The following is a 21215-nucleotide window of genomic DNA, read 5'->3' on the forward strand; positions in this document are numbered from 1 at the left end:
CGGCCACCTGCGACAATGGAAGTCCCGTGCCGATTCCGAACCGAGGAGCACCCGTGCAGTACATCTCCACCCGAGGCGGCATGCAGCCGCTGCCGTACTGCGAGACCCTGCTCGAGGGGCTCGCGCCCGACGGTGGACTGGCCGTTCCCGAGACCATGCCGACCGTCGACGGCGAGACGCTCGAGCGCTGGCGTGCGCTGACCTACCCGCAGCTCGCGACCGAAGTGCTGGGCCTGTTCGCCACCGACATCCCGAGGGCGGACCTCGCTCGCATGACGGCCGCAGCCTACGAGCCGTTCCCCGAAGAGGTCGTGCCGCTGCGGTCGATCGGCGACGACCTCACGCTCGTGGGGCTGTCGGAGGGGCCCACGCTGGCGTTCAAGGACATGGCGATGCAGTTCCTCGGCCAGGTCGTCGAGTACGCGCTCGAGCGCAAGGGCTCGGTGCTCAACATCCTCGGTGCGACGTCCGGTGACACCGGGTCCGCTGCCGAGCACGCGCTGCGCGGCAAGGACCGCATCTCGGTGTTCATGCTCTCTCCGAAGGGGCGCATGAGCGCGTTCCAGCGAGCGCAGATGTTCTCGCTCGATGACGAGAACATCCACAACATCGTCGTCGACGGCGTCTTCGACGACTGCCAGAACCTCGTCAAGCAGCTCGCGGGTGACCTCGACTTCAAGCGCGCTCAGCACCTCGGTGCGGTGAACTCGATCAACCTCGCCCGCATCACCGCCCAGGTCGTCTACTACTTCTGGGCGTGGCTGCGCGCGACGGACGCCGGCGGCTGGACCGAGGTGTCTTTCACGGTGCCGTCGGGCAACTTCGGCAACATCCTCTCGGGCTTCTTCGCCAAGCAGATGGGTCTTCCGATCCGTCGCCTCGTGCTCGCCACCAACGAGAACAACGTTCTTGACGAGTTCTTCCGCACCGGCGTCTACCGCCCGCGCAGCGCGGCCCAGACCCTCGCGACGTCGAGCCCGTCGATGGACATCTCGAAGGCGTCGAACCTCGAGCGGTTCATCTTCGAGCTCGTCGGCCGTGACGCCGCCCGCGTCGTGAGCGCCTGGCAGGACCTCGATACTCAGGGCCACTTCGACTTCACCGCGGACCTCGGGCGCTTCGTCGAGGAATTCGGCATCGTCAGTGGCACCTCGACGCACGACGACCGGCTCGCGACCATCAAGGCGGTCTATGACGCGTCGGGCGACATCATCGACCCGCACACCGCTGACGGCGTCAAGGTCGCGCGGGACTACGTCGAGCCGGGTGTGCCGATGCTCGTGCTCGAGACCGCGAAGCCCCAGAAGTTCGCCGAGACGATCCGTGAGGCGATCGGTGTCGAACTCGACTACTCCTCCGAGTTGCGCGCGATGCTCGACGCCCCGCAGCGCACGACCGAGATGGCCGACGACGAGCACGAACTCCGCGCCTTCATCGAGGCGAACGCGCTGCGCTGACCTCGGGCTTGACGCGCCGCCGCGGGCGGGGCGTCACTCCGGGTCGCCGTGCAGCGTCCACGGCACGCCGAACCGGTCGACGAGCATCCCGAACGTGCCGCCCCATGGCGGAGTGTCGAGCGGCATCGTGATCGCCGCGCCGGCGGCCAGCGCGTCCCAGACCTCCTGAGTGCGCTCCTGCGTATTGCCGCTGAGCGACACGGAGAAGCCCTGCGGCGGTTCGAACGGCATGCCGTCGGGTGTGTCCGAGGCCATGAGCACGAGCCCGTCGGGCGTCGTGAGCTGCGCATGCATCACGAGGTCTTTCTGATCGGGATTCTGGACCATGTCGGGGAACTCGCCGAACACGGTGATGACCAGATCACCGCCGAGCACGCTCCGATAGAACTCCATCGCCTGCCGCGCCTCGGTGCGGAACGAGAGATACGGGTTGAGAATCGCCATGCTGTTGCCCCCAGTGGTGTGATGCGGTGTCGCCGTCGACCCCGCTGCACGCTCATTCTTCGCCGGGGGTCGGACATCCGCACGAGCGTGCGCGGCGCTCAGACGGCAGCGCTCTCACCGCGGCCGTGAGCACCTGGGGCACGGTCGGAACGCCCTCGGCGCGGAACACCTGAGTGCCTTCCGCGTCGCGGATGATGACGGTGGGGGTGAAGCGGATGTCGAGTGCCTCGGCGGCATCAGGATCGCGGGCGACGTCGATCTCGGTGATCGTCGCGTCGGGGAGGAAGCGGGCGGCGTCCGCGAGAACCGCTCGGGTGCGCGAGCAGGCTCCGCAGAACGCGGAGGTGACGAGCGTCAGTTCCATCGGTGTCCTCTCGATCCTCCGATTGCAACCGACAACGCCTCTGCGCTGTTCCCGCCCCGATCAGAACTCGGTGCGCTTGAGGAGTTCCCGGTTCGTCCGGATGTGCTCGTAGTCCCACTGGATCGTGCGTGACTCGGCGAGCCAGCCGCTGAGTGCGGTGGTGTCGATCTCGCGGACGTCGAGATACCTCGCCTCCGCCGCCTGGAACGTCCCCGATGCCGTCAGGCCGTCGCCGCTGAACGACTGTCCGCTCCAGAACATCAGGCGGACGGCATCCTTCAGCCGGTGGTATCCGACGATCGGATTGCCGTCGAGGAACCACACCGGATGCGCGTGCCAGACCTTCGACGTCGCCTCGGGGAGTCCGCGCTCGATCTCGGCTGCGAGGACGTCGCAGATCTCCCGATCTTCCGGCGTCAGCCTGCGGTGGTACTCGTCGATGTCGGGTGCGCGCGTCATGGTGCGAGTATGGCCTGCGCTCGCGCGAAGGTCGAGGGTTAGGTGGTCGTCGTGTCGGCGCGGGGATGCAGCAGCCCCGATGCGGCGCCGAGTGCGGCCCCGACGACGGTGTCGATGATGCGCTCGACCGCGACGTCCATCGAGCCGATCTCTCCGGTCGCGGCGCCGGTGAGCAGCAGCACCAGGGGAGTGATGAAGACGAGCGCCAGGGCGTAGTGGCGCACGACGACGAGCTCGATGGTGAACTGCAGGGCGCCCAGCAGCAGAGCCAGCCACAGGCCCGACGGATGCAGAAGTGCGAGCAACGCGTACACGCCGGCGCCGACGACGGTGCCGAGCATCCGGTGCAGTCCGCGCTGCACGGCGGCTCGCCGCGCGGCCGCGCCGCCGATCACGGCGACCGCCGATCCGACGATCCAGTACGTCCGTGTCGGGTCGATCACCAGACCCAGCAGCACTCCGATCACCGCGACGATGGCGACGCGGAGGACGAGAACGCGTGAGTCCGCGGTGTAGGCGGGCCCCGGCAGCAGCTCCCGGAGCGGTCGGGCGGTGATCGTGCGTGTACGAGGACGCAGCAGCGGCGCCATCGCGACCAGATACGAGAACAGACAGCCTGCCGCGAGCGCGGCGATGTAGACGAGCGGTGCGATCGGCGAACTGGCGATGACGTGGGCGGAGAGGCCGAAGACCAGCACGAAGAACAGAGGACCGGGTGGGCCGAGGCGGAACCCGAATGCGAGCGCCGCGCTGGCGATCGCGACCACCACGACCCCGATGCTCACGAGCCAGGCGTTCGCAGAGGCTGCGACGCCGAGGGTGGCGCTGACGATCAGTCCCGCCGCGACGAACGGCAGGATCCTCGCCCGGTCGATGACGGGGGCTGTGCCGGCGAACAGGACGGTGAAGGCGCCGGATGCCGCGATGTAGCCGAGCGACGGTTCGCCCAGCAGCGTCATGACCGCGATCGGGACGGCGATTCCGAGCGCGGCCTGCGTCGCCAGGTGCCAACGCGGACCGCGCTTGGGCGCCAGGGCGAACAGACTCATCCCTCCATTGTCTCGCGGCTCACACACCCCTCATGACTCGGCCGTGTCGTTCGGGTCGCAGTTCGTGCCGCGCGACCCGGCGGCGCACGGCACGAACTGCGACCGGAGTGCCCCACGGATGCGTCGAAGGGCCGACGCTACGATGGCCGACGTGACCGAACCGCGCTCCGGAATCGCTGAACGCCTCTCGCAGATGATCCAGCTGCCGACGGTGTCGGCCGAGCTCGAGCAGCGTGGACCCGAGCCGTTCGAGGACTTCGTCGCGCTGATCGCCGACCTCTACCCGCTCGTGCACGAGAAGCTGACGCTCGAGCGGCACACGGAATTCGGGCTGCTCTTCCACTGGCGCGGGAGAGGCGCCGCCTCCGATGGCCCCGTCGTGCTGATGGCGCACTATGACGTGGTGCCGGTCGACGAGAGCGACGCGTGGACGCACCCGCCGTTCGCCGGAGTCATCGCCGACGGCATCGTCTACGGACGTGGAGCCCTCGACGACAAGGGCCCACTGATCGTCGTCCTCGAAGCGGTCGAGCACCTGCTCGCCGACGGCTTCGTCCCCGCCCGCGACGTCTACCTCTCGTTCGGCGGAAACGAGGAGACCTACGGCCGCGCTGCGGAGGAGATCGCACGCGTGCTTCGAGAGCGCGGCATCGTCCCGTGGCTGGTCGTCGATGAGGGAGGCGCGGTCGTCGATGCTCCATTGTCGTTCGTTCCCGGACGCGCGGCCATGATCGGCGTGGGTGAGAAGGGCGTCCTGACGCTCACTCTGTCGGCGCGCGGCGAGGGAGGTCACGCCTCCGCGCCCCCGACTCTCACGGCCGTGCGTCGAGTGGCGCGCGCCGTCGACCGACTCGGCCCCACCACGTTCCGCCCCCGGCCCTCGAAGGCCGTCGGGCGGATGCTGACGCAGCTCGGGGCTCAGACCCCGGGACCCGCTCGACATCTGCTCCGGCTGCTCGGGTCCGCGCCGTTCCTCACGGGTCGGGTCTTCGCGGCGCTCGGCGGCGAGCCGGCCGCGCTGGTGCGGACGACGGTGGCGCCGACGATGCAGTCGGGCGGAACGGCGGCCAACGTGCTGCCCTCACAGGCATCGGCGACCGTGAACCTGAGGATCGCCCTGGGCGAGACCACGCAGCAGACCGTGCTGCGGGTGCGCCGCCGCATCCGCGATCCGCTCGTGACGGTGAGCGTCGAGGAGGCGAGCGAGCCGTCTCCCGAGTCCCCGACCGACAACGCCCAGTTCGCTCTGCTCGGGGACGCGCTCGCCGTGTCGCACCCCGGCGTTCCGGCGGTGCCGTACGTGATGATGGCCGCGACGGACTCGCGGCACTTCCATCGCTTCGCACCCGCGGTCTACCGTTTCGCGCCGCTCGACATGACCAACGCGCAACGGGCGTCGATCCACGGCGTGGATGAGAACGTCGAGATCGAGGCCCTCGAGCGAGGCGAGCGGTTCCATCGCGCTCTCCTCAAGGGTCTAGGGTGATCTCACCTACTCCCGGACGTCCGCGCGTTCGGTTCTCCCTTGTCGTCGAGGAGACGCGATGACCCGCAGTCGGACTCTGGGCACCCTGGCGACGGTCGTCGGCTTCCTGGCCTTCGTCGAGTTCACGAGCGGTGTCCTGCAGGGCTATTACACGCCCATGCTCACCGACATCGCGCGGCACCTCGGCATCCACGACGCCGACGTCAACTGGCTCGAGGGTACGCAGCTCATGCTCTCGGCTCTCGTCGTGCCGGCGTTCGCGAAGCTCGGCGACATGGTCGGCCACAAGCGGATGCTGCTGATCTCGACCGCGCTGACCGCCGCGGCCGCACTCGTGCTGCCGTTCACGGACTCGTTCACGGTCTTCCTCATCGGCTGGACGCTGATGGGGTTCTACGTCGTGTGGCTGCCGCTTGAGATCGCCCTGATCTGGTCGCGCTCGCGGCGCATGGAAGGGCGTTCCTCGATCACAGCGAAGGCCGCCGGTCTGCTGGTGGCGGCGCTCGAGGGCGGTGCGATCATCGGCGCACTCGCCGGTGGTGCGCTCATCGACGTGCTTCCGCTCACGGTCGTGCTCCTCATTCCGGGCGTGCTCATCGTCGTGTGCTTCTTCGTGATCCTGTTCGGGGTCAAGGAATCGCCGGACCCGACCGGCGGAGTCTTCGACACCGTCGGCGTCGTGCTCATCTCGATGGCGCTCATCTGCTTCACCGGCGGACTCAGCCTGCTGCGTCTCGAGGGCGGGCTGGTGAACCCGTGGTCGTGGGCTGTCGTCGTGCTCGGCCTCCTGCTCGTGATCCCATTCGTCCTGTGGGAGCTCCGCTGCGCCGACCCGCTCATCGACGTGCGCATGTTCCGCTCCCCGGCGCTCGGCCCGGTGTTCCTCACCGCAGGACTCTTCGGGGTGAGCGTCCTGGGCGCGCAGGCGCCGCTGTCGACCTTCGCTCGCACCGACCCTGGCGTGTACGGCTACGGGCTCGGAACGACAGGCTTCGCGACGTCGTTGATCATCGGCCTATATCTGATCGCGATGATCGCCGGTGCCCTTCTGCTCCCCGTGATCGCCCGTCTGCTCACCCCACGGATCACCCTGATGGGCGCATCCCTGCTCGTGGGTGTCGGATTCCTGCTGTTCCTGCCGTTCCACGACTCCTATCTGCAGGTCGTGACCAACATGGTGGTCGTCGGCCTCGGATCCGGGGCGCTCGTCGCGGCCCTTCCTGCCGCCGCGGCGTCCGCTGCTCCCGCCACGCAGACGGGTGTCGCGACAGGGCTCACGAACTCGGTCAAGACGGTCGGCGGCGCGATCGCCTCGTGCGTCTTCGGCATCGCGCTCCTGAACGGTGTGAGCGGTGCGGTCGAGGGCACCGCCGGATCGTTCGCCGGGTACATCACCGTCTGGGTGGTCTGCGGTGTCACGGCTCTCGTCGCCGCCGCGATCCTCGTGTTCGTGCCGAAGGAGGCGTTCACCGACCGGGCGGATGCCGACGCGGTCGCCGCGCCGATGGCCTGACGTCAGTCTCGGTCGAGGCCGAACGAGCGCTTGACCACGGCCTGCATGTCGCGGTCAAGCCCGTCGATGCGGGTGTTCACGGTGTCGAAGCGGGCGTTCACGGTGTCGAAGCGCGCATTCATCTCGCCGCGGAGGCCGCCGATCTCCCCGCGGAGCCCGCCGATCTCGGCGCGGACGACGCGGATGAACAGAGTCGACACGACCGTCAGCATTCCGAGCATGAGCGCAGTGAACGAGCCGATCATCGTCCAGATCTGAGCGTCGTTCATGAGGTGCACCGTGTCATCCTCGCATCGTTCCAGACGCCGTATCGGAATCGACCTCGCTGTATACCGTCATCCCGTGGCATGGGGAGGAGTCGCGGTATGCGCGCGATGTGCAGAAGGCACCCGGCAGACGGACGGTCAGGACGAGCGCGGTGGGTTGTGCATGAACTCGACGCGGATGCCGCTCGCGTCCTCGACGAACGAGGCATCCCTGCTTTAGGTCACCGACGGTGATGCCCAGGTGATCGACAAGTGCCATGCTCCCAGTCTCGCAGGCCGGGGTCCGGCACCCCGGAGGACTCAGTGCGGCGCGTGGTACTCGGCTTCGCCGCGCTTCCAGTAGCCCTTCACCACGGCACGCGCCGCGTCGATGCCCCACCGTTCCAGCAATGCGCGCCCTGGCTTCACGATCGACTGCTCGGCCGCGATGAACACGAACGGGTCGTCGCCGATCGAATCCGCTGACGTCAGTCCGTCGAGGAACGCGGTGAGAGCGGAGCCCGACGGAGCATCACCCCGATGGAACCACTCGATGTCGACAGGGGCTTCGATGTCGACCTCACAACCGGCCGAGACCGTCTCGATGACGATTCGCGCGGCGACATCGATGGGGATGAGCGTCGCGAAGCGACGTATCGCGGGGATCGCGGTCTCGTCGCCGATCAGAAGCCAGGAACCAGGCGCGCCCGTCAGCACCATCGATCCACGGGGTCCGCCGACGCCGATCGATGAGCCGAGGGGAGCGGTGGCGGCCCAGGGGGCGGCGATGCCCGCGTCGCCGTGCACCGCGAACTCGACGTCGAGCCAGTCCGATCCCCAGGCGAGCGGTGTGTACTCGCGACTCGGTGCCGCCCGCATCTCCTCGACCGTGCTCGCGGGGCCGGTGGGGAAGAACAGGCGCATGTGGTCATCGGATCCGGGGGACTCGAAACCCTCCAGATCGTTGCCGGTGAGGCGCACACGGACGAAGTCGGGGGCTAGCCATTCCCTGGCGCTCAGCGTCACCGTGCGGAAGCGCAGATCGAGGCCGCGTCGCTCGATCGTGAAGCCGGATTTCGTATCGCTCATAAAGTAAGGCTAACCTATCTTTCCAGAACCACTTAGGTATGCCTAAGTGGCTCGTCCTGCGCCAGTCGTGCGCGTTTCCACACAGCAGAACAGGAGTCTCTCCATGTCCGTGCCCAGAATCCTCACCGCCACGAGCGTCGGCGTCGTCGGTCTTCTCGCCCTCGCAGGGTGCTCCACCGCCGCTGAGGCCGAACCGGAAGAGACGGAGGCCGCCGCAGCTTCCGTCACGATCGAGGACAACACGGGCGAACACGAGATCGCGACGCCTCCGGCATCGGTCGTGGCCCTCGACAACCGCACCTTCCAGACGCTGTCCGACTGGGGCGTCGAGCTCTCCGCCGGCGCGGTCGCCCTCATGCCCGACTCCGTCTCGTACCTCGACGACGACTCGATCGTCGACATCGGACTCCACAGCGAGCCGAACCTCGAGGCAATCGTCGCGGTCGAGCCCGACCTGATCATCAGCGGCCAGCGCTTCACGCAGCACAACGAGGCCATCGCAGACCTGGTGCCCGACGCCACGATCATCGACCTCGAGCCGCGCGACGGCGAGCCCTTCGACACGGAGCTGAAGCGGCAGACCACGGTGCTCGGCGAGATCTTCGGCAAGCAGGACGAGGCGCAGACACTCGTCGACGACTTCGACGCCGCGGTCGAGCGTGCCAAGGCCGCGTATGACGATTCGGCCACGGTGATGGCCGTCAACACCTCGGGTGGCGAGATCGGCTACCTCGCTCCGACCGTCGGACGCTCGCTCGGCCCGATCTACGACATCCTCGGCCTCACGCCGGCGCTCGAGGTCGACGACGCCAGCGACGATCACCAGGGCGACGACATCTCGGTCGAGGCGATCGCCGCCTCGAACCCCGACTGGCTGCTCGTGCTCGATCGCGATGCCGTCTTCGCCGCCGAGACGCCCGACTACGTGCAGGCGTCAGAGATCCTCGTCAACTCAGAGGCGCTCGCCGGAGTCACCGCGGTCGCCGACGAGCAGATCGTCTACATGCCCACCGACACGTACCTCAACGAGGGCATCCAGACGTACACGACGTTCCTCAACGACTTCGCCGACGCCCTCGAGGCCGCGCAGAAGTGACCACGGCATGGCGGCATCCGATTCCTCGTCGGATGCCGCCATCCGGCATTCCGTCATGAATCGCCCCGTCCCCACTGCGTCCGTCCGCGCGCTCGAGCCGCCGCGCTCCGCCGGACGGCTCTTCGACGTGAAGCTGCTGGTCGGCGTCGTCGTCGTCATCGCGCTCCTCGTGCTCTCGCTCTTCACCGGGGTGTACGACATCGCCGGCGCGGCAGACGGCGCGGAGATGTTCCAGATCACGCGCATCCCGCGCACCATCGCCCTCGTGCTCGCCGGCGCGGCCATGGCCATGGCCGGCCTCGTGATGCAGCTGCTCACCCAGAACAGATTCGTCGAACCGACGACCACCGGAACGACCGAATGGGCGGGTCTGGGCCTGCTGGCCGTGATGGTGTGGGTGCCTCAGCCGTCGATCCCGCTGCGCATGCTCGGCGCGATCGTCGCCGCGTTCATCGGCACCATGGTGTTCTTCGCGTTTCTGCGTCGTGTCTCGCTCACGTCGTCGCTCATCGTGCCGATCGTCGGCATCATGCTCGGCGCGGTGGTGGGCGCGGTGTCCACCTACTTCGCGCTGGCCACCGACTCGCTCCAGGCCATCGGGGTCTGGTTCGCCGGCAGTTTCACGTCCGTGCTGCGGGGTCAGTACGAGATGCTCTGGATCGTCGCGGTGGTCGGCGTGATCGTCTTCCTCGTCGCCGATCGCCTGACGATCGCCGGACTCGGCAAAGAGGTGGCGACAAACGTGGGTCTGAACTATGACCGGGTCATCCTGCTCGGCACGGCTCTCATCGCCGTCACCACCGGCGTGGTGACGGTCGTCGTCGGCAATCTGCCGTTCCTCGGGCTGATCGTGCCGAACATCGTCTCGATGGTCCGCGGCGACGATCTGCGCAGCAACCTGCCGTGGGTCTGCCTGCTCGGGATCGCCATCGTCACGGTCTGCGACATCATCGGGCGGACGATCATCATGCCCTTCGAGGTTCCGGTGTCGCTGATCCTGGGCGTCGTCGGCGCGGTCGTCTTCATCCTCCTGCTCCTGAGGCAGCGCCGCCGTGGCTAGTGCGGTCGCGACTGGTGCCCGCACCTCCGGATCGTTCACGACGTCGAGAGCACGACGTCGCTACGTCGTCGTGCTCGGCATCCTCATCGCGGTGTCGGCGCTGTTCGCCTTCGGCCTGCTGGCCTGGGACAACCCGATGCCGGTCGGGTCCGCAGGCTTCTGGCGCATCGCCCAGCATCGAGCGACGAACGTGACGGTCATGGTGGTGGTGGCGATCGCACAGGCGATCGCCACCGTGAGCTTCCAGACCGTCACGAACAACCGCATCATCACGCCGTCGATCATGGGGTTCGAGTCGCTCTACCGCGTCGTGCAGACGACCACGGTGTACCTCTTCGGAGTCGCGGGCCTCGTCGCCATCCAGGGCGTCTGGCAGTTCGGGCTGCAGGTCGTGATCATGGTGGCGCTCGCGATGGCGCTGTACGGGTGGCTGCTGTCAGGGCGTTACGGCAACCTGCACATCATGCTGCTCGTCGGCATCATCATCGGCGGCGGCCTCGGCGCGATCTCGACGTTCATGCAGCGGCTGCTCACACCCAGCGAGTTCGACGTGCTCGCCGCTCGCCTGTTCGGCAACGTGTCGAACGCCGATGCTTCCTACCTGCCGCTGGCGATCCCGCTCTGCCTCGCGGCCTCGGCGCTGCTCGTGATGCGGTCGCGGCGATTGAACGTCATGGCTCTGGGGTCGGATGCGGCGCGCTCGCTCGGGCTCGACCACAGGCGCGAGATGTACATGGTCCTGTTCCTGGTCGCGGTGCTGATGGCGACCTCGACCGCGCTGGTCGGGCCGATGACCTTCCTCGGATTCCTCGTCGCGACACTGGCGTATCAGTTCGCCGACACGCACGACCATCGGCTCATCTTCTCCGTGGCCGTGCTCACGGCCTTCACGATCCTCGCGGGGGCGTACTTCGTGATGAAGAACGTGTTCTATGCGCAGGGCATGGTGTCGATCCTCATCGAGCTCGTGGGCGGAATCGTGTTCCTCATCGTCATCCTCAGAAAGGGCAGGCTGTGATCGCACTCGACGGCGTCCGCCGTGACTACAGCAGCGAGGTCGCGATCGGCCCCGTCGATCTCGAGATCCCCGCGGGCGGGATCACCGCGCTGATCGGTCCGAACGGAGCGGGCAAGTCGACCCTCCTGACCATGATCGGCCGGCTCGGCGGCATGGATGCCGGCACGATCGAGATCGCGGGGTACGACGTCGCCACGACCCGATCGAAGGACCTGGCGAAGATCGTCTCGGTGCTGCGGCAGGAGAACCACTTCGTCACCCGACTCACCGTGCGCCAGCTCGTCGGCTTCGGGCGTTTCCCGCACTCGAAGGGAAGGCTCACGCGCGCGGACGAGGAGCTCGTGAGCCGGGCCATCGACTTCCTCGATCTCGGGGATCTCGAAGGGCGATACCTCGACGAGCTGTCGGGCGGCCAGCGCCAACGCGCCTACGTCGCCATGGTGCTGGCGCAGGACACCGAGTTCGTACTGCTCGATGAGCCGCTCAACAACCTCGACATGAAGCACGCGGTGCAGATGATGCAGCACCTTCGCCGCGCCTCGGACGAACTCGGCCGCACGATCGTCATCGTGCTGCACGACATCAACTTCGCCGGTCATTACGCCGATCACATCTGCGCGATGAAGGACGGCGAGGTGGTGGAGTTCGGTTCACCCCGCGAGATCCTGACCGACGAGGTCCTGACCCGCGTGTTCGACACGCCGGTGCAGGTCATCGACGGACCGTCAGGACCGCTCGCCGTGTATTACTGACGGCGGTTCGCGGGTCGGGTCGAAGGCGTGCGTCGGTCGGGCCGTGTTCGAGCTCGCGTCAGAGCTCGATCCCGTGGTCCTCATCGTTCACGCCCGCATTGCGCCCGCGGCGGGATTCATACCCGATGAACCAGCCGAGCCACACGATGGCGGCCAGCAGGATGCCGAGCCAGACGTTCTGGAAGATCAGCCCGATCACGACTCCGAGGATCAGAAGCCCTGCGGTGACGGAGAAACGGAGCAGGTTGCGGGACATGCGTTCAGCCTAGAGCGCCGGAGGCGGCGAAGGGTCAGCGATTCCTGTTGTCCTCGGGGGAGAGGCGTGGGCCGCGTCGTGCCTCGCTGATGCCGCTCGCGAAGATGAGCCGGATCACCCGTTGGCGATGGCCCGCCCAGGGCGCGAGGAGTTCGAGCATCCCGTCGTCGTCGGTGCGATGGCCCGTGAGCACGTGGCCGACCTCGTGCGCGAGGTGGTAATCGCCGACGCTGACCGCATCAGGGTCGCCGAGCGCGCGGATGCGCGTCTCCGCCGAGGTCCAGAGACCGATGCCGGGAAGGCTCGTGAGCACGCGATCCCGGTCTTCGCCGCTCTCGGCCGCGAGGAGAGCGCGCGAGACGCTGTCGCCCCGCGATGCTGTGCGCACGATCGTCCTCGACTGCGGCGGCTGCACTCCGGCGCGATGCCAGTCCCACGAGGGGATGGCGCGCCATTCGGTGTGTGTCGGCGCGGTGTACATCGGGCGCGGTGTCGGGCCGGGTGCGCGCTGACCGTACTTCGTGACGAGCAGGCGCCACGCGCGGAACGCCTCGAGACCGGTGACCTTCTGCTCGAGGATCGCGCACGCGAGCGCATCGAAGACCTCGCCGGTCCGGGCCAGACGGATGCCCGGAGAGCGTCGTGCGACCTCGGCGATGAGCGGGTGGTGTGACGGATCGAAGCCTTGTGGGTCGTCGTCGGCGCCACACAGGGCGGGCAGTCGGTCGAGTGCCTCGTCGGCGCCGGGGCCCCACGCGGTCGCGTGGACCTCGCCCTCGGTCTGGCGGAGGGCGAGCGTCGCCGAGCCCTCGCGCGTGCGCAGAGCGCGCCAGATCACCGGACCGTCGAACAGCATCGTCGGGTCGCCGGGTCCTCTGCGGAGCATGCCGACCGTGCGTCGAAGGTCGAGCGGGTGTGAGGGCCGATAGACGGCGTCGCGCGTGCGGACGGATGCGGGTGCTCCGTCTGCAGCGGCGTCAGCGGTCAGGGGCATGCCCCCACGGTACGCCGCAGGTCTGACACCGACCTCAGAAGCGGTCGGGCGACGGCGTGCCGTGACCGTAGCGGATCACGACGTCGGCATGACGGTCGAACCGGTAGCCGATGCCACGCACGGTGCGCACGATGTCCTCGTAGCGGCCGAGCTTGGCGCGGAGGCGACGCACGTGGACGTCGATCGTGCGCTCGCCGGGCGTCTCGTCGTCCTGGGCCTGCCACAGGGCGGACACCAGTTCGCTGCGCTCGATCGTGCGCCCCTCGCGGAGCACGAGGTACTGCAGCAGCTCGAACTCCTTGTAGGTGAAGGCTGCCGACTCACCGTCGATGACCACGCGCTTGCGGGAGATGTCGACGACGACGCCGCCTTCTTCATCGACCGTCTCCTCCTCGGCCGCGGCCTTGGTGCGGGCGATCGCGCCGGGCTCCTGCAGAGCGAGGCGCACGACGTCGAGGTCACGACCGCCCGAGCCGTGCGGCGCGAGGGCGACGGTCGCGTGCGTCTCGGCCCCGGGTGCGAGCTCGGCGAGAGTGCGGCGGAGGGCGTCGACCAGCAGGGGAAGGCTCACGCCGGCCTCGGCGGCCTTGATCTCGTCGAGGCCGACGTAGAGCGCGAAGCCGCGCGGCGAGCGGACGGCGGGAAGATCGGCGGCGAGCGGTGCCTCGTCGGACCGTGCGGGAGCGGTGCGGACGGCGGCGGAGACGGAGGGACGCTCGAGAAGAGTGGTGTTCGACATGATGATGAAGTCCTCAGGACGTGAGCCGGAGAGAGGCTCGGATGCGTTGCATGAATGACCGGGCGAGCCGGGAGAGCGAGCAGGGGTGGGTGCTCGGTGACCGGTTCTCGCAGATCGCGAGAGTCAGGTCAGACGGAGTGGCTGTTCGTTCAGCGACACATTCGGCAACACATGCCAACGCGACCGGGCATCATCATCCCGGCAGTCCTGTTCGCCTCCTGGGCGGACGAAGGGCTTGCGTTGGTAGTCATGGGGGGATTATGTCCCAAGAAGTCCGGGCGTGTCAAAACGGTCATTCGTAAAGGATCTGGGCGTAACGTGGGGCGGGTGAGCACTTCGTCATTGGCATCCGGGTTCATCCTCACCGACGAGAAGGACGCATCTCGCTACACGTTGATGCGCGATGGGCAGCTCGTCAGCGTGCTCGACTACCGCGACGACGGGAGCACCATCGCCCTCACTCGCGCCTTCACGGTGCCGACTTTCCGCGGCCACGGCTATGCCGGAGCGGTGGTGGAGGGCGCTGTCGCCGACATCGAGGCCCGAGGAGACCGCAAGGTCGACGCGGTGTGCTGGTATGTCGCTGACTGGTTCGCCGCCCACCCCGATCACGCCTCGCTGCTGCGCACCCGCTGACGCTGCGGCCGTGTGACGCTGTGTTACGCGGGGGCCCTCTGCGAGGATGGCAGCATGAAACTCGCCGAGGCCCTCACCGCCCGCGCTGATCTGCAGCGTCGGATCGAGCAGCTCCGTGTTCGCATCACCGCCAACGCGCGGTACCAGGAGGGCGAGGAGCCGGCGGAGGATGCCGCGGCCCTGCTCGTCGAGGCCGACGCCGATCTCGCGCGACTGCGGGACCTGATCCGTCGGATCAACGCGACCAACTCCCGCCTCGATCTGGGCGCCGACGGCACCATGACCGACGCTCTCGCCGCCCGCGATGTGCTGAGGCTCCGGCACTCGCTGCTGGTGGATGCCGCGGCGGCGGCATCCGGTGCGTCGACCGTGTTCCGGCAGATGCGGTCGGAGCTCCGGCAGCTGGCCGCGCTGCCCGTCGCCGATCTGCGGGAGCAGGCGGATGCCGCGGCGAAGGAGCTGCGTGAGCTCGACAACCGGATCCAGCAGGCGAACTGGACCCACGAACTGGAGGAATAGAGCGGAAGTCGGTAGCCACGCCGAGGCGGACACACCCCCAGCCGGAGGGGCAATTCCGGCCCTGTCGGGCGGAGGGCAGCCCAGATTCGCATCGCGCAGCCCCGCATCCCACACAGGTGACCGCGCATGAGCACGGTGCATCACCACGTGTCGATCGACGTGACGAGGGTGGGTCAGGGGACCTTCCGCTCTTCTCCTCGCCGTTCAGCGGCACGCCTCGGACCGAATGTCGGTGGTGGTTCGTAGCGTGTGAACATGCGAATCCTGCACACCTCCGACTGGCACATCGGCCGCACCTTCCATGGCAACTCGACCATGGATGCGCTGGCCGAGGTCCTCGCGGCGCTCACCGTGCAGGTGCAGCGGCACGAGGTCGACGTCGTGGTGGTCGCCGGTGACGTGTTCGACTCCGCGACGCCCGCCGGTGCCGCCTACACGCTCCTCGGTGACGCCCTCCTGGCCCTGCACCAGACCGGGGCGACCGTGGTCGTGACCAGCGGCAACCACGACTCGGCGGCCCGGCTGGGCTTCCAGGCCCGCCTGCTGCGCGACGGCATCCACGTGCTCACGGATCCGCTCGCGATCGGTGAGCCTGTCACCGTGACCGACGACGACGGACCGGTGCATTTCTTCGGCGTCCCGTATCTCGAGCCGGCCATCGTCAGGCAGCATTGGGCTGACGCCGAGCTGCGCACCCAGGCGCAGACGCTGGCCCACGCCATGGAGATCGTGCGTGAGGGCATGCAGGCGAATCCGGGTCGCTCGGTCGCCGTCGCCCACTGCTTCGCCGCGGGTGTCGACGCGACCGTCGGGCTCGAGCGTGAGGTCCGCCAGGGCGGACTCGACGTCGTGCCGCTCGCCGTGTTCGACGGTCCCGACTACGTCGCGCTCGGTCACATCCACGGACGTCAGCAGATCAGCGAGCGGGTGCGGTACTCGGGTGCGCCGCTGCACTACAGCTTCGGCGAGCAGAACAAGCCGCGCGGGTCCTGGCTGGTCGATCTCGACGCAACGGGATTGTCGTCGGTCGAGTGGCTCGATCTGCCGATCCCTCGCCAGCTGGTCACGCTGACGGGCCCGCTCGACGAGATCCTGTCGGACGCGAACGTCGCCGCGCACGCCGACGACTGGGTGTGCGCGGTGTACACCGACGCAGTCGCTCAGACCGAGCCGATGCGACGGCTGCGCGAGCGCTATCCGCATTGCGCCATGGTGCAGCATCTGCCGTCCGAGACGGCCGAGATCGTCGAACGCTCGTATGCCGATCGGCTCCGCGGCGCGGTGACCGATCCGGAACGCATCGAGGCCTTCCTCGAGCACGTCCGCTCGGGACACGGTGCCACAGAGCGCGAGGGCGAGCTCATCCGCGAGGTGCTCGACGACCGCGTGCGTGCCGAGGCTCTGATCTAGTCCGTGACGGTCGTGCCCGGTGACGCTCCGACAGCGAAGAGGATGCTCTGATGCAACTGCATCGACTGCAGGTCGAAGGATTCGGCCCGTTCCGCGAACGGCAGGTCGTGGACTTCGACGAGTTCGCCGATGACGGCATCTTCCTGATCGCCGGTCGAACCGGCGCCGGAAAGTCGAGCATCCTCGACGCCGTCTGCTTCGCTCTCTACGGTGGTGTACCCCGCTACGAGGGCGGCGAGAAGCGACTCCGGAGCGATCACTGCGAACCCGACGACGTGACAGAGGTCGTCGTCGAATTCAGCACGTCGGCCGGGCGGTACCGCGTCACACGCTCGCCCGACTACGAGCGCCCCAAGAAGCGCGGGGGAGGCACGACCGTGCAGTCCGCCGCAGTGCAGCTCGACATGCTCGTCGGCGGCGAGTGGGTGGGAGTGGCCGCGCGAGAGCGCGAGGCCGCTCACGAGCTCGACGAGATCCTGCAGCTGAGTCGCGAGCAGTTCCTCCAGGTGATCCTGCTCGCGCAGAATCGGTTCTCGGAATTCCTGCTGGCTGGCAGCAGAGACCGCCAGGCTCTGCTGCGACGCCTGTTCGGCACCGAGCGCTTCGAAGACGTGCAGGCGCGCTTCGATGAACGACGCAGGGCCGCAGAGCACGCGCTGGGGACACGAGTCGCGACGGTCGCGGCCAGACTCGACGAGGGTGAGCGACTCGTCGCGAGCGCCGATCTCGGCCGCAGCGCCGCAGATGACTTCGACGAGCAGCCGATGGCCTCAGAGACGCATCCGGCCGCGGAGACCGCCGAAGAGCGTCTCGATCACCTGCGGCAGGCGAGAGCACGCGCCGACTATCGGGCGGAGCGGCGCGCGGCGGAGCGTGATGATGCCGAGAGAGCGTCAGCCGCGGCCGACGCCGCCCTCGCCACAGCGCGAGAGGAGCAGCGGGCCCAGGTCGAGAGAGATCGGGCCAGGGCCGCACTCGAGCGTCTGGATGCCGAGGAGCCCTCGATCCGCCGAGCGCGCGCCGAATGGGAGAGCGCCAGAGCCGCCGAGGTGCTTCGCGCACCGATCGGCGCCGCGGTCAAGGCGGCAGCGCTCCTCGACGCAGCGCGCGAGGAGCACACGCGGGCCCGGGCGACGTGGGCCGCGCACGGCATCGTCGTCGATGACCTGCCGGCATGGGCCGCCGAACGCACGAGGCAGACCGGGGCATGGGAGCGCGCGGTGGAGCTCGAGAAGGCGGCACCCGGACTCGACGCCGAGCTCGCTGCGGCGGTAGAAGCCGTGACGGCGGCGACGGCGCGCGCGGAGGCCGTCGAGGTCGAACGCGCGACGCTGCCCGCGCTGCTCGACGAGCTCACGAGCGCTCGCGACGAGACGAGGCGAGTGGCCGATCGCGCTGGTGATCTGGCCACCGCGAAGGACCTCGCCGCCGTGCGGCACGAAGCGGCGCTCGACGTCGTCCGACTCGAGGCCGATCGAGCCGCGGCCGACCGGGCCCTCGCTGACGCGAGTGGGGCGCTCGCGACCGCGCAGGCCCTGCTCGCGCAGCTCCGACAGCGTCGGCTCGACGGGTTCGCGGGCGAGCTGGCCAGCTCACTGCGAGACGGCGATCACTGCCCGGTGTGCGGTTCGCGCGAGCACCCGGCCCCGGCAGTGCACGCCGATCCCGTCTCCGCCGACGACATCGACAGGGCCGAAGCCGAGCGCGACCGGCTGGCAGCGCACGAGCGCGAGGCGGCGGAGATATCGTCGACCCTCCGAGCCGCGCTCGCCGCCGCCGTCACCCGAGCCGACGGACGCGCTCCCGAGGCCGCTGCCGCTGAACTCATGCGAGCGACGGAAGAGCATGCGAAGAGCGTCGCCGCTCTCGAGCAGACCCGGGCGCTGGACGACCGGCGCGAGGCGCTGGCCGAGCGCATGCGCCATCTCGATGCCGCCCGTGCAGCCGACGCCGATGCTCTCGCCTCGGCGCGCGAAGCGCACGCCCTGCTCGCGCAGCGGGTGGCTGAGACCGAGGCAACGGTCACCGAGGCTCGGGGTGAGTTCGCCACGGTGGCCGACCGACTGGCTGCGACGACCGCGCAGATCGACTCGGCGCTCGCGCTGATCGATGCGACGTCGGAACTGAGCCGCCGGGCGGAGGTCGCCGCTGCGGCGACGGCCGAGCGGGACGCTGCGCTCGAGGCCTCGGCGTTCGACGATGTGGCCGCCGCAGAGCTGGCGCTCCGGTCGTCGTCCGCGATGATCGCCCTCGAGAGTCGTGTCACTCAGCACGCGGTGCAGCGCGAGAAGGAGCGGGCGATCCTGCTCGACCTCGAGCTGCGCACGCTCCCTGAGGATCCGATCGACCTCGAACCCGCTGAGCAGGAGTCCCGATCCGCCCGACTGAGGTGGACGACGGCGGTGGATGACGCCGGAAAGGCCGCGGGCGTGGCCGAGCAGCTCACGGCCACCATCGACGCCGCGGCGTCCGAGCACGCGAAGACGGCCGATGAGGCCGCCGACTACGAGATCCTCCGCGGCCTCGCCGACACCGTCGCAGGGCGCGGGGCGAACACCCGAAAGATGACGCTCGAGACTTTCGTGCTCGCCGCCGAACTCGAGGAGATCGTCGATGCGGCCAATCGCCGACTCGGTGACATGTCGACCGGGCGATACCAGCTCCGGCACTCGGATGCGCTCGCGGCCCGTGGCGCGGCGTCCGGGCTCGGCATCGTCGTATTCGATGCGTTCACCGGACAGACCCGGCCCGCGCAGTCGCTCTCCGGAGGAGAGACCTTCCTCAGCTCTCTCGCCCTGGCGCTCGGCCTGGCCGAGGTCGTCACGGCGAGGGCGGGCGGAATCCGTCTCGACACGCTCTTCATCGACGAGGGGTTCGGGTCTCTCGACGGCGACACGCTCGACGTCGCGATGCGCACACTCGACGAGCTGCGACAGGGCGGACGCACCGTCGGCGTGATCAGCCACGTCGAGGCGATGCAGGAGCAGATCCCGGCTCAGCTACGCGTGCGTGCGACGTCGGAGGGACCAAGCGTCATCGAGTCGCGCTGATTCATGCGGCAGAACGGCGACCATGCCACCGCGAAGCGATCGGACGTCGCCCGACCTCAGACGCCGTACTCGCGACGGATCACCTCGCGTAGCTGCACGCTGCACCGCGCGATCGCCTCGCGGAAGTCGACGAGCGCGCCGTCCTCGGCACGGTCGGAGATGGCACGGAACGCGCGGATCGGCACCCCGAACTGCTGTGCGACCCAGATGTACGCGTAGGTCTCCATGTCGACGAGTCCTGCACCGGACGGTCGGATGACAGCCGTGATCCCGGCATCTCCGACGAAGCTGTCGCCGGTCGCGATCAGCACCCCCTCGCGGCCCGTCGACACGCGCGCAGGCAGAGACACGTGCTGCCCGGCGACGCCGTCGAGGTCGAACACGTCGTGCTGCAGGGCGCTGCTGATCTCGTGCGCGGTCGCCTCGAGATCAGGATCGATGCCGCCTGCGGTCCCGACGACCACCACCTCGGAGTACTCCTTGGCGTCGAGCGCGCGGGTGAGCGCGAAGACGGCCTGCATCTTGCCCTCGCCGGTCACGAGCTGGTCGAACCCCTCGAGCTCCTCAGGGAAGGCTGCGAGTTCGGAGGCCATGGCTGCGACGAGAAGTTTCACCCCGCCATCCTGCCAGTTCGATCGGGCGCCGCGAAGTCGCCCGCGCGCCACCGGCGTCATCTCGGTGTAACACTGGGGGAGGATACTGATGTCGGGTAGACCGGAGGAAGACATGTCCCTGCAGCAGCAGATCTCTGAAGCACTCGGTGTGAAGTCCGAGATCGACCCCGAGGTCGAAGTGGAGCGCCGCGTGGCCTTCCTCGTCGACTACCTGCGTGCGACCGGCGCGAAGGGCTTCGTGCTCGGCATCTCGGGAGGTCAGGACTCGACGCTCGCCGGGCGTCTGGCGCAACTCGCCGTCGAGCGCGTGCGCGCGGAAGGCGGAGAGGCGAAGTTCCTCGCCGTGCGCCTGCCGTATCGGGTGCAGAAGGATGCGGCCGACGCCGAGGCTGCGCTCGAGTTCATCGCCCCGGACTCCTCGGTCGAGGTGAACATCCAGAACGGCGTCGACGGCGTCGAAGAGGACATCGAGTTCGCCGTCACGAGCGACATCAGCGACTTCAACCGCGGGAACATCAAGGCGCGCGTGCGCATGGTGACCCAGTATGCGCTCGCCGGGCACGACGGTCTCATCGTCATCGGCACCGACCACGCGGCTGAGGCCGTGACAGGCTTCTATACGAAGTTCGGTGACGGAGCGGCCGACATCCTGCCGTTGTCGGGACTCAGCAAGCGCCAGGGCCGCTCGCTGCTTCTGCTGCTCGGCGCTCCGGACCGACTCGCCTTCAAGACTCCGACCGCAGATCTGCTCGACGGTCAGCCCGGACGGGCCGACGAGGACGAACTGGGGCTCACGTACGAGCAGATCGACGATTTCCTCGAGGGCCGTGAGGTCGATCCCGAGGTCGCGGGCAGGATCGAGTCGCGGTATCTGGCGACCCAGCACAAGCGCAATCTCCCGGTCACGCCTGACGACACCTGGTGGCGCTGACACACGGCTGAATGCCCGTGTCGGATGCCGCGGC

The 21215-nt window shown here is 68.5% G+C and carries 22 protein-coding genes; 12 read left to right on the plus strand and 10 right to left on the minus strand.

The window, feature by feature from the left end; all coding sequences use genetic code 11:
* The first annotated feature begins 53 nt into the window (after positions 1-53).
* A complete protein-coding gene (gene thrC, locus IXW21_RS03300) occupies positions 54-1457 on the plus strand; it encodes a threonine synthase (RefSeq protein WP_194762829.1) in 1404 nt (467 codons plus the stop codon).
* Positions 1458-1490: 33 nt separating this feature from the next.
* Here the strand turns inward: thrC and IXW21_RS03305 are convergent, their stop codons facing one another.
* Genes IXW21_RS03305 through IXW21_RS03320 form a run of 4 tightly spaced genes read right to left on the minus strand, consistent with a single transcriptional unit; the run spans position 1491 to position 3773 of the window.
* Positions 1491-1901, minus strand: coding sequence for a VOC family protein (locus IXW21_RS03305; RefSeq protein ID WP_194762830.1), 411 nt, complete (start codon positions 1899-1901; stop codon positions 1491-1493).
* Positions 1902-1953: 52 nt separating this feature from the next.
* Complete coding sequence (locus tag IXW21_RS03310; RefSeq protein WP_194762831.1) at positions 1954-2265, minus strand: glutaredoxin family protein; 312 nt, start codon at positions 2263-2265, stop codon at positions 1954-1956.
* A gap of 60 nt (positions 2266-2325) precedes the next feature.
* Positions 2326-2724 carry a DUF1801 domain-containing protein gene (locus tag IXW21_RS03315; RefSeq protein ID WP_194762832.1) on the minus strand — a complete coding sequence of 133 codons (399 nt, stop codon included), beginning with the start codon at positions 2722-2724 and terminating at the stop codon, positions 2326-2328.
* Positions 2725-2762: 38 nt separating this feature from the next.
* Positions 2763-3773, minus strand: coding sequence for an FUSC family protein (locus IXW21_RS03320; protein ID WP_194762833.1), 1011 nt, complete (start codon positions 3771-3773; stop codon positions 2763-2765).
* Between the two features lie 142 nt (positions 3774-3915).
* Here IXW21_RS03320 and IXW21_RS03325 point away from each other — a divergent pair, with 142 nt between their 5' ends.
* Together IXW21_RS03325 and IXW21_RS03330 are read left to right on the plus strand one after the other, a co-directional pair.
* A complete protein-coding gene (locus IXW21_RS03325) occupies positions 3916-5259 on the plus strand; it encodes a M20/M25/M40 family metallo-hydrolase (RefSeq protein ID WP_194762834.1) in 1344 nt (447 codons plus the stop codon).
* Positions 5260-5317: 58 nt separating this feature from the next.
* A complete protein-coding gene (locus tag IXW21_RS03330) occupies positions 5318-6772 on the plus strand; it encodes an MFS transporter (protein WP_194762835.1) in 1455 nt (484 codons plus the stop codon).
* Positions 6773-6774: 2 nt separating this feature from the next.
* Here IXW21_RS03330 and IXW21_RS03335 read toward each other — a convergent pair whose 3' ends face one another.
* Together IXW21_RS03335 and IXW21_RS03340 are read right to left on the minus strand one after the other, a co-directional pair.
* Positions 6775-7041, minus strand: coding sequence for a hypothetical protein (locus IXW21_RS03335; protein WP_228528108.1), 267 nt, complete (start codon positions 7039-7041; stop codon positions 6775-6777).
* A gap of 297 nt (positions 7042-7338) precedes the next feature.
* Positions 7339-8106, minus strand: coding sequence for a siderophore-interacting protein (locus tag IXW21_RS03340; protein ID WP_194762837.1), 768 nt, complete (start codon positions 8104-8106; stop codon positions 7339-7341).
* A gap of 103 nt (positions 8107-8209) precedes the next feature.
* Here IXW21_RS03340 and IXW21_RS03345 point away from each other — a divergent pair, with 103 nt between their 5' ends.
* From IXW21_RS03345 to IXW21_RS03360, 4 genes are read left to right on the plus strand one after another with little or no spacing between them, the layout of a single operon-like run.
* Positions 8210-9202: a siderophore ABC transporter substrate-binding protein gene (locus IXW21_RS03345; protein ID WP_194762838.1), complete on the plus strand. Its 993-nt coding sequence runs from the start codon at positions 8210-8212 to the stop codon at positions 9200-9202.
* A 55-nt stretch (positions 9203-9257) separates the two neighbouring features.
* A complete protein-coding gene (locus IXW21_RS03350; protein ID WP_194762923.1) occupies positions 9258-10262 on the plus strand; it encodes an iron chelate uptake ABC transporter family permease subunit in 1005 nt (334 codons plus the stop codon).
* Complete coding sequence (locus IXW21_RS03355; RefSeq protein ID WP_194762839.1) at positions 10255-11280, plus strand: iron chelate uptake ABC transporter family permease subunit; 1026 nt, start codon at positions 10255-10257, stop codon at positions 11278-11280. The genes IXW21_RS03350 and IXW21_RS03355 overlap by 8 nt, the downstream gene beginning before the upstream one ends.
* A complete protein-coding gene (locus IXW21_RS03360) occupies positions 11277-12032 on the plus strand; it encodes an ABC transporter ATP-binding protein (RefSeq protein ID WP_194762840.1) in 756 nt (251 codons plus the stop codon). The genes IXW21_RS03355 and IXW21_RS03360 overlap by 4 nt, the downstream gene beginning before the upstream one ends.
* Before the next feature lie 58 nt (positions 12033-12090).
* Here the strand turns inward: IXW21_RS03360 and IXW21_RS03365 are convergent, their stop codons facing one another.
* From IXW21_RS03365 to IXW21_RS03375, 3 genes are read right to left on the minus strand one after another with little or no spacing between them, the layout of a single operon-like run.
* Positions 12091-12288 carry a hypothetical protein gene (locus IXW21_RS03365; protein WP_194762841.1) on the minus strand — a complete coding sequence of 66 codons (198 nt, stop codon included), beginning with the start codon at positions 12286-12288 and terminating at the stop codon, positions 12091-12093.
* A 34-nt stretch (positions 12289-12322) separates the two neighbouring features.
* A complete protein-coding gene (locus tag IXW21_RS03370; protein ID WP_194762842.1) occupies positions 12323-13282 on the minus strand; it encodes a DNA-3-methyladenine glycosylase family protein in 960 nt (319 codons plus the stop codon).
* Between the two features lie 34 nt (positions 13283-13316).
* Positions 13317-14021 carry a winged helix-turn-helix domain-containing protein gene (locus IXW21_RS03375; RefSeq protein WP_194762843.1) on the minus strand — a complete coding sequence of 235 codons (705 nt, stop codon included), beginning with the start codon at positions 14019-14021 and terminating at the stop codon, positions 13317-13319.
* A gap of 396 nt (positions 14022-14417) precedes the next feature.
* On the opposite strand from IXW21_RS03375, the gene IXW21_RS03380 reads away from it, so the two are divergent.
* The 4 genes from IXW21_RS03380 to IXW21_RS03395 all read left to right on the plus strand — a co-directional run bounded on the left by IXW21_RS03380 (position 14418) and on the right by IXW21_RS03395 (position 19636).
* Positions 14418-14657, plus strand: coding sequence for a GNAT family N-acetyltransferase (locus tag IXW21_RS03380; RefSeq protein WP_228528144.1), 240 nt, complete (start codon positions 14418-14420; stop codon positions 14655-14657).
* A gap of 54 nt (positions 14658-14711) precedes the next feature.
* On the plus strand, positions 14712-15176 hold the full coding sequence (locus tag IXW21_RS03385) for a DIP1984 family protein (RefSeq protein WP_194762844.1): 465 nt from the start codon (positions 14712-14714) through the stop codon (positions 15174-15176).
* Between the two features lie 255 nt (positions 15177-15431).
* Positions 15432-16586 carry an exonuclease SbcCD subunit D gene (locus IXW21_RS03390; RefSeq protein ID WP_194762845.1) on the plus strand — a complete coding sequence of 385 codons (1155 nt, stop codon included), beginning with the start codon at positions 15432-15434 and terminating at the stop codon, positions 16584-16586.
* Between the two features lie 50 nt (positions 16587-16636).
* Entirely contained in the window at positions 16637-19636 is a 3000-nt protein-coding gene (locus tag IXW21_RS03395; RefSeq protein WP_194762846.1) for an AAA family ATPase, read from the plus strand.
* Positions 19637-19692: 56 nt separating this feature from the next.
* Here the strand turns inward: IXW21_RS03395 and IXW21_RS03400 are convergent, their stop codons facing one another.
* Positions 19693-20250 carry a nucleoside phosphorylase gene (locus tag IXW21_RS03400; protein WP_194762847.1) on the minus strand — a complete coding sequence of 186 codons (558 nt, stop codon included), beginning with the start codon at positions 20248-20250 and terminating at the stop codon, positions 19693-19695.
* Between the two features lie 112 nt (positions 20251-20362).
* On the opposite strand from IXW21_RS03400, the gene nadE reads away from it, so the two are divergent.
* A complete protein-coding gene (nadE, locus tag IXW21_RS03405) occupies positions 20363-21181 on the plus strand; it encodes an ammonia-dependent NAD(+) synthetase (protein WP_194762848.1) in 819 nt (272 codons plus the stop codon).
* The last annotated feature ends 34 nt before the right edge of the window (positions 21182-21215 follow it).

It is taken from the genome of Microbacterium sp. UFMG61 (genome assembly GCF_015354505.1).
In the GTDB taxonomy this organism is placed as follows: domain Bacteria; phylum Actinomycetota; class Actinomycetes; order Actinomycetales; family Microbacteriaceae; genus Microbacterium.

What these genes read in the sequence shown, in the direction of transcription:
- IXW21_RS03325 (WP_194762834.1), top strand. Translation starts at nt 3,916, where the DNA reads ATGGCCGACGTGACCGAACCGCGCTCCGGAATCGCTGAACGCCTCTCG.
- IXW21_RS03315 (WP_194762832.1), bottom strand. Translation starts at nt 2,724, where the DNA reads ATGACGCGCGCACCCGACATCGACGAGTACCACCGCAGGCTGACGCCG.
- IXW21_RS03375 (WP_194762843.1), bottom strand. Translation starts at nt 14,021, where the DNA reads ATGTCGAACACCACTCTTCTCGAGCGTCCCTCCGTCTCCGCCGCCGTC.
- IXW21_RS03365 (WP_194762841.1), bottom strand. Translation starts at nt 12,288, where the DNA reads ATGTCCCGCAACCTGCTCCGTTTCTCCGTCACCGCAGGGCTTCTGATC.
- IXW21_RS03335 (WP_228528108.1), bottom strand. Translation starts at nt 7,041, where the DNA reads ATGAACGACGCTCAGATCTGGACGATGATCGGCTCGTTCACTGCGCTC.
- IXW21_RS03330 (WP_194762835.1), top strand. Translation starts at nt 5,318, where the DNA reads ATGACCCGCAGTCGGACTCTGGGCACCCTGGCGACGGTCGTCGGCTTC.
- IXW21_RS03350 (WP_194762923.1), top strand. Translation starts at nt 9,258, where the DNA reads ATGAATCGCCCCGTCCCCACTGCGTCCGTCCGCGCGCTCGAGCCGCCG.
- IXW21_RS03345 (WP_194762838.1), top strand. Translation starts at nt 8,210, where the DNA reads ATGTCCGTGCCCAGAATCCTCACCGCCACGAGCGTCGGCGTCGTCGGT.
- IXW21_RS03380 (WP_228528144.1), top strand. Translation starts at nt 14,418, where the DNA reads ATGCGCGATGGGCAGCTCGTCAGCGTGCTCGACTACCGCGACGACGGG.
- IXW21_RS03305 (WP_194762830.1), bottom strand. Translation starts at nt 1,901, where the DNA reads ATGGCGATTCTCAACCCGTATCTCTCGTTCCGCACCGAGGCGCGGCAG.
- IXW21_RS03390 (WP_194762845.1), top strand. Translation starts at nt 15,432, where the DNA reads ATGCGAATCCTGCACACCTCCGACTGGCACATCGGCCGCACCTTCCAT.
- IXW21_RS03395 (WP_194762846.1), top strand. Translation starts at nt 16,637, where the DNA reads ATGCAACTGCATCGACTGCAGGTCGAAGGATTCGGCCCGTTCCGCGAA.
- nadE (WP_194762848.1), top strand. Translation starts at nt 20,363, where the DNA reads ATGTCCCTGCAGCAGCAGATCTCTGAAGCACTCGGTGTGAAGTCCGAG.
- IXW21_RS03385 (WP_194762844.1), top strand. Translation starts at nt 14,712, where the DNA reads ATGAAACTCGCCGAGGCCCTCACCGCCCGCGCTGATCTGCAGCGTCGG.
- IXW21_RS03340 (WP_194762837.1), bottom strand. Translation starts at nt 8,106, where the DNA reads ATGAGCGATACGAAATCCGGCTTCACGATCGAGCGACGCGGCCTCGAT.
- IXW21_RS03370 (WP_194762842.1), bottom strand. Translation starts at nt 13,282, where the DNA reads ATGCCCCTGACCGCTGACGCCGCTGCAGACGGAGCACCCGCATCCGTC.
- IXW21_RS03310 (WP_194762831.1), bottom strand. Translation starts at nt 2,265, where the DNA reads ATGGAACTGACGCTCGTCACCTCCGCGTTCTGCGGAGCCTGCTCGCGC.
- IXW21_RS03320 (WP_194762833.1), bottom strand. Translation starts at nt 3,773, where the DNA reads ATGAGTCTGTTCGCCCTGGCGCCCAAGCGCGGTCCGCGTTGGCACCTG.